15 protein-coding genes are annotated in these 12,210 nt (G+C 34.0%); 6 read left to right on the forward strand and 9 right to left on the reverse strand.

Annotated features, from left to right (window positions below):
* Positions 1-62: 62 nt before the first annotated feature.
* On the reverse strand, positions 63-620 hold the full coding sequence (locus JG554_RS01630) for a TetR/AcrR family transcriptional regulator (RefSeq protein WP_019468982.1): 558 nt from the start codon (positions 618-620) through the stop codon (positions 63-65).
* Between the two features lie 171 nt (positions 621-791).
* Here JG554_RS01630 and JG554_RS01635 point away from each other — a divergent pair, with 171 nt between their 5' ends.
* The 3 genes from JG554_RS01635 to JG554_RS01645 are packed head-to-tail and all read left to right on the forward strand — an operon-like array spanning position 792 to position 3,310.
* A complete protein-coding gene (locus JG554_RS01635) occupies positions 792-1,496 on the forward strand; it encodes an ABC transporter ATP-binding protein (RefSeq protein ID WP_046206681.1) in 705 nt (234 codons plus the stop codon).
* 2 nt (positions 1,497-1,498) lie between these two features.
* Positions 1,499-2,644 carry an ABC transporter permease gene (locus tag JG554_RS01640; protein ID WP_203265350.1) on the forward strand — a complete coding sequence of 382 codons (1,146 nt, stop codon included), beginning with the start codon at positions 1,499-1,501 and terminating at the stop codon, positions 2,642-2,644.
* An 18-nt stretch (positions 2,645-2,662) separates the two neighbouring features.
* The gene (locus tag JG554_RS01645) at positions 2,663-3,310 is read left to right on the forward strand and encodes a TetR/AcrR family transcriptional regulator (RefSeq protein WP_070037241.1); all 648 of its coding nucleotides are present in this window, start codon (positions 2,663-2,665) and stop codon (positions 3,308-3,310) included.
* A 76-nt stretch (positions 3,311-3,386) separates the two neighbouring features.
* Here the strand turns inward: JG554_RS01645 and JG554_RS01650 are convergent, their stop codons facing one another.
* Positions 3,387-3,857: a thioesterase family protein gene (locus JG554_RS01650; protein WP_046206684.1), complete on the reverse strand. Its 471-nt coding sequence runs from the start codon at positions 3,855-3,857 to the stop codon at positions 3,387-3,389.
* A 441-nt stretch (positions 3,858-4,298) separates the two neighbouring features.
* Between JG554_RS01650 and JG554_RS01655 the strand changes: the two genes are divergently transcribed.
* On the forward strand, positions 4,299-5,390 hold the full coding sequence (locus tag JG554_RS01655; RefSeq protein WP_046206685.1) for a YkvI family membrane protein: 1,092 nt from the start codon (positions 4,299-4,301) through the stop codon (positions 5,388-5,390).
* 104 nt (positions 5,391-5,494) lie between these two features.
* The gene (locus tag JG554_RS01660) at positions 5,495-5,701 is read left to right on the forward strand and encodes a hypothetical protein (RefSeq protein WP_046206686.1); all 207 of its coding nucleotides are present in this window, start codon (positions 5,495-5,497) and stop codon (positions 5,699-5,701) included.
* A 325-nt stretch (positions 5,702-6,026) separates the two neighbouring features.
* Here the strand turns inward: JG554_RS01660 and JG554_RS01665 are convergent, their stop codons facing one another.
* Genes JG554_RS01665 through JG554_RS01695 form a run of 7 tightly spaced genes read right to left on the reverse strand, consistent with a single transcriptional unit; the run spans position 6,027 to position 11,084 of the window.
* The gene (locus JG554_RS01665) at positions 6,027-6,869 is read right to left on the reverse strand and encodes an urease accessory protein UreD (protein ID WP_046206687.1); all 843 of its coding nucleotides are present in this window, start codon (positions 6,867-6,869) and stop codon (positions 6,027-6,029) included.
* Positions 6,869-7,483: an urease accessory protein UreG gene (gene ureG / locus JG554_RS01670; RefSeq protein ID WP_046206688.1), complete on the reverse strand. Its 615-nt coding sequence runs from the start codon at positions 7,481-7,483 to the stop codon at positions 6,869-6,871. The genes JG554_RS01665 and ureG overlap by 1 nt, the downstream gene beginning before the upstream one ends.
* Before the next feature lie 13 nt (positions 7,484-7,496).
* Entirely contained in the window at positions 7,497-8,186 is a 690-nt protein-coding gene (locus tag JG554_RS01675; RefSeq protein WP_046206689.1) for an urease accessory protein UreF, read from the reverse strand.
* A complete protein-coding gene (gene ureE, locus JG554_RS01680; protein WP_064209209.1) occupies positions 8,179-8,631 on the reverse strand; it encodes an urease accessory protein UreE in 453 nt (150 codons plus the stop codon). The genes JG554_RS01675 and ureE overlap by 8 nt, the downstream gene beginning before the upstream one ends.
* Positions 8,632-8,642: 11 nt before the next feature.
* Positions 8,643-10,358, reverse strand: coding sequence for an urease subunit alpha (gene ureC, locus JG554_RS01685; RefSeq protein WP_064209210.1), 1,716 nt, complete (start codon positions 10,356-10,358; stop codon positions 8,643-8,645).
* Positions 10,355-10,768 carry an urease subunit beta gene (locus JG554_RS01690; protein WP_046206692.1) on the reverse strand — a complete coding sequence of 138 codons (414 nt, stop codon included), beginning with the start codon at positions 10,766-10,768 and terminating at the stop codon, positions 10,355-10,357. The genes ureC and JG554_RS01690 overlap by 4 nt, the downstream gene beginning before the upstream one ends.
* A gap of 13 nt (positions 10,769-10,781) precedes the next feature.
* Positions 10,782-11,084, reverse strand: a complete 303-nt coding sequence (locus JG554_RS01695; protein WP_046206693.1) for an urease subunit gamma — start codon at positions 11,082-11,084, stop codon at positions 10,782-10,784.
* Positions 11,085-11,295: 211 nt separating this feature from the next.
* On the opposite strand from JG554_RS01695, the gene yut reads away from it, so the two are divergent.
* Positions 11,296-12,195, forward strand: a complete 900-nt coding sequence (gene yut, locus JG554_RS01700; protein ID WP_064209211.1) for an urea transporter — start codon at positions 11,296-11,298, stop codon at positions 12,193-12,195.
* Positions 12,196-12,210: the final 15 nt, after the last annotated feature.

Genomic DNA, 12,210 nt, shown 5'->3' on the forward strand with positions numbered 1-12,210 from the left:
TTTTAATTTTAAAAAAATACGAGATGAGTATATAAAGTAAGATGCTCATGCTCGTTTAAGAATTAAATTTCTTTGTGTGCTTCGTTAAGTAGTAAATCAGCCATAGTTATGGCGTGCGATGTAGCTTTTTTTGAACCTAGTAATGCTGTCATTGAGGTTGTTCCTTCAAGTAATAGTGTGAATTGAATTGCCAAATCCAATCCATTGACGATACCAGCATTATTTGCCAATTGCTCTAAGTAATTTAACAACTTTTGTTTATGTCCTCTAGCAATATTTTCAATTTCGTTATCTGTATTCGCATAATCTTCGATAGCCCTCATAAACATATCACCCTTATAAGAATGATCATTAAGCCACTGACAATGTGCTTTGACTGCAGAAATAAAAGGTTGGTGTGGTTGTTTTTCAACATAAGTGTCTAAATAATGCCAATATCTAGATTCACGTTGTTTTAACACCGCCTCAACTAAATTGTCTTTAGATTCAAAATGATTATATAAAGTCATCGTAGCTACATTGGCTTCTTGTATAATTTGCTTTAAGCCGATACCACGAAACCCATATTCATAAAATAACCTTTCAGCAGTTGATAATATATCTTGTCGCTTTTGTGACAATCGTCTCACACTTTCTTCTTAGTAGAATGACCGTTCTATTTAAAGTTAACAGCTAAATAGCAAAATGTCAAAGTAATATCAACATATTATGATTTTGACATTTTATATTTAGAAGTGTAATATAACAATAAAGTGAGTGTATACTCACTATTTGTGGAGTGGGGTGTAGAAATGATTGAAGTGAATAATTTAAGTAAATCTTTTAGTAATAAACAAGTATTAGAAGATATAAATGTTGCTTTTGAAAAAGGTGAAATCGTTGGATTAATTGGTCCGTCTGGAACTGGAAAAACAACGCTAATCCAATGCATGTTAGGAATGGAACGTATTGATGTAGGTTGGGTAACGATAAATGGAGTTGAAATGCCCAATAGAAAAATTTTAGGTGACATTGGATATATGGCTCAAAGTGATGCACTTTACACAGATTTGACGGGGAGAGAAAACCTAGAATTTTTTGGAAGTATATATATAAAAAAAAGAAAAGACATCAAAAAACGCGTGGAAATTTGTAGTGATATGGTAAAACTTCAAGAAGCATTAGATAAAAAGGTATCTACCTATTCTGGCGGCATGAAACGTAGGTTGTCTTTGGCTATTAGTTTTCTACAAGATCCACAAATATTGATACTAGATGAACCAACTGTTGGAATTGATCCTAAACTTAGACAAGCGGTATGGAGGGATTTGGATGCAGCCAAAAAAGAAGGGAAAAGTATTCTAGTCACAACTCACGTATTAGATGAAGCAACACGTTGTGACAGATTATTACTTATGAATCATGGTGAAATTATTGCAATAGGATCACCACAAGATATTAAAACGCAATATCAAGCTGAATCAATTGAAGATGTGTTTTTGAAAATGGAGGACTAAATATGAATGCATTTTATATTACTAAACGAATTTTCAAACAAACAATCAGAGACATACGTACGTTAATGTTATTACTAGTAGCACCTTTGCTAATATTAACATTACTGTATTATATATTTACAGTTTCAGATAACTCGAATGGTGTGAAAGTAGGCGTTCATGATATTCCTGCATCACTGAAAGATGAATTACAGTCACAAGATATTACGATAGAAAATTTTAAGGACCATAAAAATATAGATGATAAAATAAAAGAAGATCAATTGACTGGTTTTATGTATATGCAAAATAATGAGTTAGAAGTCACTTTTGCTAATGATAATCCAACTGATAAGGGCATCATGGCTTCTACAAACCAAAAATGGTTAACCAATCATAATATGACTCAAATGAAAGAAAATACAGAATCATTAAAAAAGGCACTTGAGGAAGTTCAATCGCAAATGCCTGATAATGCTAATTCAGGTCAAAGTATGACAGATAATCAGCAAAATATCAGCAAGCCAACAAAAGTTAATACACATTATTTATATGGGGATAAAGATGCTACATATTTTGATACAATTAATCCCATTTTAATAGGATTTTTCGTATTCTTCTTCACTTTTTTAATTTCTGGCATCGGTTTATTAAAAGAGAGAACTTCAGAGACGTTGGAACGGTTGTTGTCTTCACCAATTAAGCGCAGTCATATTATTTATGGTTATATAATGGGTTATGGTATTTTTAGCGTGATACAAACCTTTGTAGTAGTTATATATGCCATATATGTGTTAAATATAGCTGTTGCAGGTTCGATTTGGCTTGTCTTAGCTACAACGGTATTAACGGCCCTCGTAGCTTTAACTTTCGGTATACTGCTGTCTACTTTTGCATCATCAGAATTTCAAATGATCCAATTTATACCACTTGTAATTGTACCGCAAGTGCTATTTGCAGGATTAATACCAATATCGTCGATGAATATGGGGTTGCAATACTTTGCACATTTGATGCCACTATTCTATACGGGGCAAGCTATGCAAGATGTCATGATTAAAGGATTTGGTATACAAGATATTTATATCAATTTATGTATATTATTTGGTATTTTTGTAGTGCTCTTGATATTGAATATTTTAGGAATGAAGCGTTATAGAAAAGTTTAAATATAGGTGGTATCAAAAATGAATCGAAATATTAAAGATATTGTGGAAGAAATTGTACCTAAGTTAGAACATTTAACTGAAAAGCAACGTTCAGTGATTGAAAGTGCCCTCGTACTCTTTAGTGAAAAAGGCTATAATCAAACAAGTACAAGTGATATTGCGAAGCGGGCAGGTGTTGCTGAAGGTACAGTATACAAACAGTTTAAAAATAAAGAAGCATTGCTATATGCAGGTTTAGTGCCTATCATAAAAGATAATATAGCGCCAACTGTAGCAGAAGAATTCTTAAGTGAATTGAATCGTGCAAGCAACTTGGAAATATTTATAAATACATTTGTGGACAATCGTTCTCAATTTATTTATGAAAATAGAATGCTGATAAAGATATTCTTTAATGAGGCTATGATAAGTAAAACATTTCAAACAGTTTTATTAGAAATATTTAATAAGCGTTTAGTTGCTCATTTAAAGCCGATAATCAATAAGATGATACGTTGTGGTGAAATGCGAGATGTCGAAGCGGAGTTTTTTGTACGTAGTTTAATTGCTCAAACAATCAATTTAAATATAAGTTGTTTAATTGATTTGAATTATCAATGTGACGAAGCGTATGAAAAACATTTACTTTATACAAAAGAAAGTCTTTACTACATGTTTAAAGCCTAACAATATAATAGCTTATTTAAAATAAAGAAAGTAGAACAGAAATGGAAGTTAGCATCTCCGTTCTACTTTTCTTTTTTTATTTTCTAGGTATACCAATAACGTGTCCTAGTTGTGATGGCGGATTAAACGGCGTTTGCATATTAAAAGCTGCTTGTATTTTCTCTAGTATAGGTTGAGGGAACGCCATGCTCCGACGTGTAACTTTACTAACACCTATCATGATAACTTCATATGTAGCAATACGCTCATCATTGTCATTATACATTGTCAGGAATAAATGTACTCTTTTCGCATCATAATCATAAATATGTACTTTAACATAAAAGGCATCATCTAACACAAGTTCTTTTAAAAATGAAATATGTGCCTCCAAACTAAAAATGGTAATTTCATGTGTTTGTCGATAAGAAACATATAAGTCGACTGATTCAAAAAAGCCAACGACAACATCACTGAAAATGGAATAATATTGTGCATCATGCATATGGTTATTATTATCTATCCAAGATGGTTGCACGGTGTTTTTATAAATGTATTCCTCTGCCACAAAATCACTCCTCGAGTAAAAATTAATAGTAACCTATATTATTGTAACAACATTAAACAGTTTAAGTTAGTATTTTGATTGAATCTAAGCATAATTCAGCATTAATTATTAAAAATGCGAGCATTGATAAACAAATGTAAGTAAGTTATTATAAAAAATGTAAACGCTTGCATTTTGAATGTTTTAAGTTTATATCAGTATTTATAAATTTAAAATAAAAGATATAAAAATTTTGAATTTAAACAGAATTCGGTAGGTAACAAAGGTTTGGGTGACTAGGAAAAACGGGTACAGACTTAAGGTTCTGTGAAAACCACAAACATATTTTAAGCTCGTTCATCCTATATCAAGATCAAAGATGCAAGCGAGCAAAGTAGTGTTATAGACATTTGTAAATGTTTATAAATGAACTTTAATGTAACTTTAACGAAGGGGATTTATATGAAAAGGATATTTTTAATAGGTAGTGCATTCATTGGTATCATCGTGGGTGCAGGGTTTGCCTCAGGTCAAGAAATACTACAGTATTTTACTAGCTTTGGAACGTTAGGTATACTCGCGGGAATTGTTTCTACCGTGTTATTCGCTTACGTAGGTATGATGTTAGTTTGGCTAGGTAGTATATTTAAAGCTGAAGGACATAACGACGTGATACATAAATTGACTGGTGGTACAATGTTTGGCAAAGTGATTGCATGGTTAGTAGACATTGTGCTCATTATTGCCTTATTTGGATTTGGTGTCGTTATGCTTGCAGGTGGAGGTTCGAATTTTGAACAACAATTTGGCATACCAGCTGTGTACGGTACCGCTCTTATGGTTATCTTAGTACTTGTATTTGGAATGTTACGTGTGGATAACGTTGTAAAAGTGATTGGTAACATTACGCCGCTATTGATTATCTGTATTGTTATCGTTGCGATATATTGTTTATTTACGATGTCAGGTTCATTTAGTGAATTGGATACATTGGCTAAAAGTCATACCTCAGCTGTCCCACATTGGTTTATCGCAGGTGTGAATTATGTCTCACTTAATGTAGGATTAGGTGCATCAATGTCAATTGTCATGGGAGGCAATGAGAAAAATAGTAAAATAGCGGCATGGGGCGGTTTAGTTGGCGGTATAGTATTAGGTTTAATGATTATGATTAGCCATTTGGCAATTTTTTCTAAGATTGAAACAGTTGGGCACTTGCCGTTACCAATGTTAGGATTAGTCAATGATATTTCACCTATATTAGGCGTATTCATGTCAATCGTTATTTATTTAATGATTTTTAACACATGCCTAGGTATGTTTTACTCATTAGCTACACGTTTCACTGAAATTGAAACGAAACAATTTAAAATATTTTATACGATATTCACTTTAATCGGTTTTGCAATTAGTTTTGCAGGTTTTACAGATTTAATGACATTTTTCTATCCAGTAATTGGTTATATGGGAATCATTATTATAATCGTATTAATTTATGCACCATTTAAGGTGAGACGAATAAAAAAACAAGGTAAATCATTGCAAGATTTGTAAAATATCATATGAAAATAGGTATATATTTTTATAGTGTAAATGTTAAGCTAGCAGGTACGTATAAGAAATGATAACTATTGAAATCCGAAAGGAGCCAATCGCAAATGGTTTATGTGGCATTGTTGTTACTGATAATAGCGATTATATTATTGATTTATTCTATTGCACTGCTGATGGGGAAAGATGGATCATTATTTAGCTTGTTTACACATGAAGAAAAATCATTAAAAAAAGGACAAAAGCTAGCGATTTACATTGCGACAATTATATTGTTAGTAATTAGTATTGTATGGTTGCTAAATATAGTTTAAATGAATGGTAAAAAAGCTATTTAAGCATTACGTGTTGATAAGCTATCACAAATAGCTGACTCAAACACAAAATTTTAGATGTGCAATAGAGGAGGCTGGAACGGAGCACTTTGTCTCAGCCTCTGATTGTTAAATTAGCAGAAACTGACTGGCTCTGATGATATAAATGATAGCCTTAGTCAGGCACGGTCAAAATCAATATGTTGTATAAAAAGAGAACTAATCCATCTTTTGTATGGATTAGTTCTCTTTTGTATAAGTTAATTTGTAAGTCTTATTATTTTTGACGTGAAGGTGGTTGTTTTGATATTTGGCACAATGAAAATTAATATTTTCTTAAGAAATTGACTTCTCTATCAAAGATTTGATGTACAACATACGTTTGAACTGCATTTAAAATGCGCTCAATAATTTGTGTTTTATTTGATAGAATTCGAATACTGAAACCATGTGTTGGCAGTTGCGTAATGCCAAAACGGCAATTATATACTTTTTGATAATGCTTGATGTGATCATATACATCATCAATAAAGGATTGATTTACTTCAGGATGTATGAAATAACATGAGCCTAAATGTGTATAGTCTTCCATATATCCTAGGCCATCAACCTTATTTTTAGTTGGATCAAGTAACAAATTATCAAAAGTTACGAGTTCATTATCAACATAAATTTCATTAAGCAGATGCATATATGTGTATGTGAAGGCTTTGTCTTCTTTTGAATAACCAGGTGTCAGTATATCTGTATAGAACAGTGAACCGCTAGCACTTAAATTAAACGTATTTTGTTGGAAAAATTTGGCGTTTTCAAATGCAATTATAGGATCGCCGACATATTCAATATAACCATTATCTTTAATGGTAAAATTTTGATATTGTTCGACATGATCATTTAATGTTTTATAAATTTTTGTCGCACCTTGTGAAGTTAGCGTCACATGTGCATTTTCTTCTGCTGTAAAATCCATCTTGTAACGGTCACCATCTAAATAACCACCGCCTACATTTACAATATAAAATGTAGGTATATCTGAGCCGTTTAAGTAGACTGGGCGTATGACTTTTAATGCTTTTTCAAAAAAGATATTACGCGCTACAGATTTTCTACCATTATTAAAAATGGTTAAATCTAATATGCCAGTCCATTTTTGTTGTGCATCGGCCATTAAGCTAAACCTTTAAGAAAGACGTCTTGATCTATCCATTCGATAACCTTATCTAAGCCTTCATCTGTTTTAAGATTAGTAAATGCAAATGGTCTTTTGCCTCGGAATGTTTCTGTATCTTCGGCCATACGTTCTAATGAAGCACCAACATATGGAGCTAAATCGGTTTTGTTAATTACAAAGAAATCAGATTTAATCATGCCTTGTCCGCCTTTACGAGGAATTTTTTCCCCTTGGGCAACGTCGATAATATAAATAGAAAAATCGACTAACTCTGGGCTGAAGGTCGCAGCAAGGTTGTCACCGCCAGATTCGATAAAGATTAAATCGATATCGTCATTGCGCTCTTTTAATTCATCGATTGCAGCAAAGTTCATTGAAGCATCTTCACGAATTGCTGTATGTGGGCAGCCGCCTGTTTCGACACCGATAATGCGGTCTGCAGGTAACACACCGGAATTAACTAAAATCTTTTCATCTTCTTTTGTATAAATATCGTTAGTAATGACTCCGATACTAAATTCTTTAGATAATTGTTTTACTAATTTTTCGATAAGTTGTGTTTTCCCTGCACCTACAGGGCCACCGACACCTATCTTAACTGTCTCTGTCATTTTAAATGCCCTCCTAAGATATAAATATTCTTACGTTTACGTTTTCATGTTCCATCTGGTTGATTTCTAATCCGGGTGCAGTGATACCTAGTTGTGATTCATCTAATGTCATAATATGATTTCTCGTATTTTTCATAAAGGGAATCATATCATGCACGATTCTTTGACCAGCAGTTTGTCCTAAAGGAATTGCACGAACGGCGTTTTGTGTTAAACTCGAAACATTTTGGTATAAATAGTAATCGATAATCATTTCAATATCGACACCCAAATGGTGACCGAGCATCGTAAAACAAATCGCAGGATGCAATTTTGCATTTTTATTTTTGTTTTGCGTTTGATACCACTTTAACCATTCACTATCATAAAGTTCTGCTGCTAATTTGACCATGCGGTTACCCATTTGTTTTGAACCTTGTCTGGTTTCTTTAGGTAGGTTTTGTACAAAAAGTATTTTATCTAAATACAAGATTTTTTCTGTGTTCTGATGATTGAGTGCATCATAGACGAGACGCATCGTTAAACCATCAGCAAACGAAAGTTGTTCATTTAAGAATAATTCAAGCCATTGTTTAAATGATGCTTCATCATGAACAATATCTCTTTGGATATATGTCTCAAGTCCGAATGAGTGACTGAAAGCGCCTGTTGGAAATTGAGAATCACAAAATTGAAAAAGGCGCAAATGTGCATGATCAATCATGTGAATGACCTATATGTCTGAATGCTTGATTTACTTTTCTATCTTCGTGGCTATAGGGTATGCCTAATTCTTTCAGTAAATCCTCTACAAGATAGTCATATTGTACAAGCATCTCTGTTTCTGTGAATTGTGCTGGCAAATGTCGATTACCTAATTGATGTGCAATGTCACCCATTTCTTGTAATGTGCGTGGTTTGATAACTAATAAATCTTCTGAATTGACGTCTATAATTATCATATTTGTATCGTCTTGATATAAAATATCACCATATTGTAAATCGATTGGCTGTTTTAAACGAATACCAATTTCATTACCATGATCTGTTGTAACGCGTTGAATACGTTTCACTAAGTCAGAATTTTCAAGGTAAACTTTTTCAACATGTTTGTTTTTTTCATTTTGCGTAAGATTTGCAATATTACCTTTAATTTCTTCGATGATCATACTTTACCCTCCTAAAATAAGAAATAACGTTGTGTTAGTGGCAATTCAGTAGCTGGTTCACTTGTTATTTTCTCGCCATCGACAAATACTTCATAAGTTTGTGGATCCACATCTAGTTTAGGTGTAGCGTTATTATTTTTCATATCTGCTTTAGATAAATTACGAATGTTTTTAACTGGTCTTAATTTACGTTTTAAGCCTAAACTTTTACCAATATCATTTTCGTAAGCTGTAGACGAAACGAAAGTGATGGCAGTACTTTGCATATTACCACCTAATTGGCCGTACATATTACGGTATTTGAGCGGTTCAGAAATTGGAATAGAACCATTAGCATCACCGTTGATTGCTGTACTAATCATACCACCCTTAAGTACTACTTCAGGTTTAACACCGAAGAACGCTGGGTCCCACATCACAATATCTGCGAGTTTACCTTCATCAATAGACCCAACATATTCTGAAATACCGTGCGTGATTGCAGGATTAATTGTGTACTTCGCAATATAACGTTTGATTCGATTATTATCGTTATATTCACCGTCTCCTTCAAGTGCGCCACGCTGTTCTTTCATGCGATGAGCCACTTGCCATGTACGTGTAATTACTTCACCCACACGTCCCATAGCTTGAGAGTCTGAACTAACCATACTAAATACCCCTAAGTCTTGTAATACGTCTTCTGCAGCAATCGTTTCTTTACGAATACGTGAGTCAGCAAAAGCGACATCTTCAGGGATGGAAGCGTTAAGATGGTGTGTGATCATAACCATGTCTAAATGTTCATCAATGGTATTGTGTGTGTAAGGCAAGGTAGGGTTAGTGGATGATGGTAAAATATTTGAGTATGAAGCTGACTTAATCAAGTCAGGTGCGTGCCCGCCACCAGCGCCTTCTGTATGGTACATGTGTAACACACGGTCTTTAACTGCAGCCATTGTTTCTTCCATAAAGCCGGCTTCATTTAAAGTATCTGCGTGTAAGGCTACTTGAATGTCATAGTCGTCTGCGACTTGTAGAGCATGATCTAAGGCAGATGGTGTTGCACCCCAGTCTTCATGGACTTTAAGGCCAATGGCACCCGCATGTATTTGTTCTACGAGAGCCGTATGATTAACGGCTTGTCCTTTTCCAGTAAAGCCAACGTTTAATGGAATTTGTTCTGCCGCTTCTAACATGCGATGTATATACCAAGGACCTGGTGTAACGGTTGTTGCTTTTGAGCCTTCAGAAGCACCTGTACCTCCGCCAATCAATGTCGTTGTACCACTTTCTAGTGCAACGAGTGATTGTTCTGGGTTAATGAAGTGAACGTGTGTATCAAGGGCACCCGCAGTTATGATTTTACCTTCTGCAGCAATAACATCAGTTGTTGCTCCAATAACAATATCAACATTATCCATAATATCCGGATTGCCTGCTTTACCAATTTTCATAATATAACCATTTTTCACACCGATATCTGCTTTGATTACTTTGTCATAATCTAAGATTAACGCATTAGTAATCACTAAATCTGCAACTTTTTTATCGTCTCTTGTTACGTTAGGGTTTTGAGCCATACCGTCTCGGATGGACTTACCGCCACCGAAAGTAGCTTCGTCACCATAAGTAGCAAAATCTTTTTCGACTTTGGCGAATAAGTTTGTATCACCGAGTCTAACTGAATCACCAATCGTTGGGCCATAAAGACTTGTATATTGAGATTGCGTCATTTTAAAGCTCATTTTTTATACCCACTTTCTTTATTAGCATTATCTTCAGATAAATTAGCTTCATCGATAATTTCTGAGTCTTTAGTATAATCATCAGGTTTAACTACACGGGTTTCGTCTATTGGACCATTTACTTTGCCATGGAAACCATAAATATTACGTTTCCCTTTATATTCTACTAATTGAATTTCTTTTTCATCACCTGGCTCAAAACGAACTGCAGCACCTGCGGGTATATCTAAACGTTTGCCATATGCGTGATCACGATTGAAATCTAAAGCAGGATTCACTTCGTAAAAGTGAAAGTGAGAACCAACTTGTATAGGCCGATCACCTGTATTTTTTACTGTGATGACTGTGGCATGAAGCCCTTTGTTAACATCGATTTCTGTACGCTTAACAATAATTTCACCTGGTTTCATCTAGTATCCTCCTTTAGACTATCGGATGATGGACAGTAATTAATTTTGTACCATCAGGGAATGTTGCTTCAATTTCTAAATCAGTTAACATATCTGCAACACCTTCCATGACATCATCTTCACTTAATATTTGTTTTCCATAACTCATGAGCTCTGCTACTGATTTCCCATCGCGTGCGCCTTCTAATAATTCAAAACTAATGATAGCAGCTGCTTCAGGATAGTTTAATTTTAATCCTCTTTGTTGACGTCTACGTGCTAAATCGGATGCAATGACTAACATTAATTTATCTTGCTCACGTTGTGTAAAATGCACGTTTTTCACTCCCTTTCCAAAACTGTTAAAAACAACACTCATGTATAAGTGTCTACATTTTTATAATAAAGGGTTGCTAGGCTAACTACAAGAATTACACATTAGTGAAAAATGCAAAAATAACAAATTCAGTAAAATTTGAAAGACTTTTAATTATAGGTTGTATGATATAAGATGAATAACGTAAATTTTATAGAAATCAGGTGACATTGTGAATGCGATTCAAATATTATTAAAAAATATCGCGCAGGTTTTGTTGTTGAACAATGCATGGACAGGTTTATTTATCTTAATAGGCCTATTTGTAGGTAGTTGGAAAGTCGGTTTAATGGCACTTATTGCTAGTTTAATATCGTTATTATTAGCTAAACATACGAATTATTCAGAGGAAGAGATTAATAGTGGTTTAGCAGGGTTCAATCCAGTATTGACAGCAATTGCATTAACGTTATTTTTAGTACCTGAATGGTACAGCCTATTGATCGTCTTAGTTGCAATAGTCATAACAATGCCATTAGGATCTGCATTCAGGGAATTTTTCAAACCTTTTGGTGTACCAATGTTAACGATGCCATATGTGTTTGTAAGCTGGGTCGTTTTATTGATGTCTTTCCAATTCAAATTTGTAAATGCAGATGTAAAGATATTGCCTAACACAGTCAAAGAAATTACATTTTCGGGACATCAAATCGATTTTATCAGTGCCTTTTTATCAGGTTTTAGTGAAGTTTTTTTATTGAAAAGTGTTTTGGCAGGTACATTCATTTTAATTGGAATTTTTATTGCTTCCAGAAAAGCAGGATGCTACGCAATGATTGCTAATGTTATTGGCTTTGCAGCAGTTACAATACTCGGTGCAAATCATGATCAGATTAATGACGGTTTATTTGGTTATAATGTCATTCTTACAGTTTTAGCGTTAGGCGTGGCATTTAAAACTAGAATTCCAAGGTATATGAGTATTGTACTGGGTGTTTTACTAACAGTGGTTATACATGCAGGCATGATTACATTGCTAACACCATTTGGATTACCTGTATTTACCTTACCGTTTATTATTGCTACATGGATTATGTTATTCGCAGGCAATAGTATGCGTGTACAAAAATAAGTAACCACTGAGGCA

The organism is Staphylococcus sp. 11-B-312, assembly GCF_016743055.1.
Classification (GTDB): Bacteria; Bacillota; Bacilli; order Staphylococcales; family Staphylococcaceae; genus Staphylococcus; species Staphylococcus ureilyticus.

What these genes read in the sequence shown, in the direction of transcription:
- ureG (WP_046206688.1), bottom strand. Translation starts at nt 7,483, where the DNA reads ATGACAGAGACAGTTAAGATAGGTGTCGGTGGCCCTGTAGGTGCAGGG.
- JG554_RS01640 (WP_203265350.1), top strand. Translation starts at nt 1,499, where the DNA reads ATGAATGCATTTTATATTACTAAACGAATTTTCAAACAAACAATCAGA.
- JG554_RS01655 (WP_046206685.1), top strand. Translation starts at nt 4,299, where the DNA reads ATGAAAAGGATATTTTTAATAGGTAGTGCATTCATTGGTATCATCGTG.
- JG554_RS01660 (WP_046206686.1), top strand. Translation starts at nt 5,495, where the DNA reads ATGGTTTATGTGGCATTGTTGTTACTGATAATAGCGATTATATTATTG.
- ureC (WP_064209210.1), bottom strand. Translation starts at nt 10,358, where the DNA reads ATGAGCTTTAAAATGACGCAATCTCAATATACAAGTCTTTATGGCCCA.
- JG554_RS01635 (WP_046206681.1), top strand. Translation starts at nt 792, where the DNA reads ATGATTGAAGTGAATAATTTAAGTAAATCTTTTAGTAATAAACAAGTA.
- JG554_RS01675 (WP_046206689.1), bottom strand. Translation starts at nt 8,186, where the DNA reads ATGATTGATCATGCACATTTGCGCCTTTTTCAATTTTGTGATTCTCAA.
- JG554_RS01665 (WP_046206687.1), bottom strand. Translation starts at nt 6,869, where the DNA reads ATGGCCGATGCACAACAAAAATGGACTGGCATATTAGATTTAACCATT.
- JG554_RS01690 (WP_046206692.1), bottom strand. Translation starts at nt 10,768, where the DNA reads ATGAAACCAGGTGAAATTATTGTTAAGCGTACAGAAATCGATGTTAAC.
- JG554_RS01645 (WP_070037241.1), top strand. Translation starts at nt 2,663, where the DNA reads ATGAATCGAAATATTAAAGATATTGTGGAAGAAATTGTACCTAAGTTA.
- ureE (WP_064209209.1), bottom strand. Translation starts at nt 8,631, where the DNA reads ATGATCATCGAAGAAATTAAAGGTAATATTGCAAATCTTACGCAAAAT.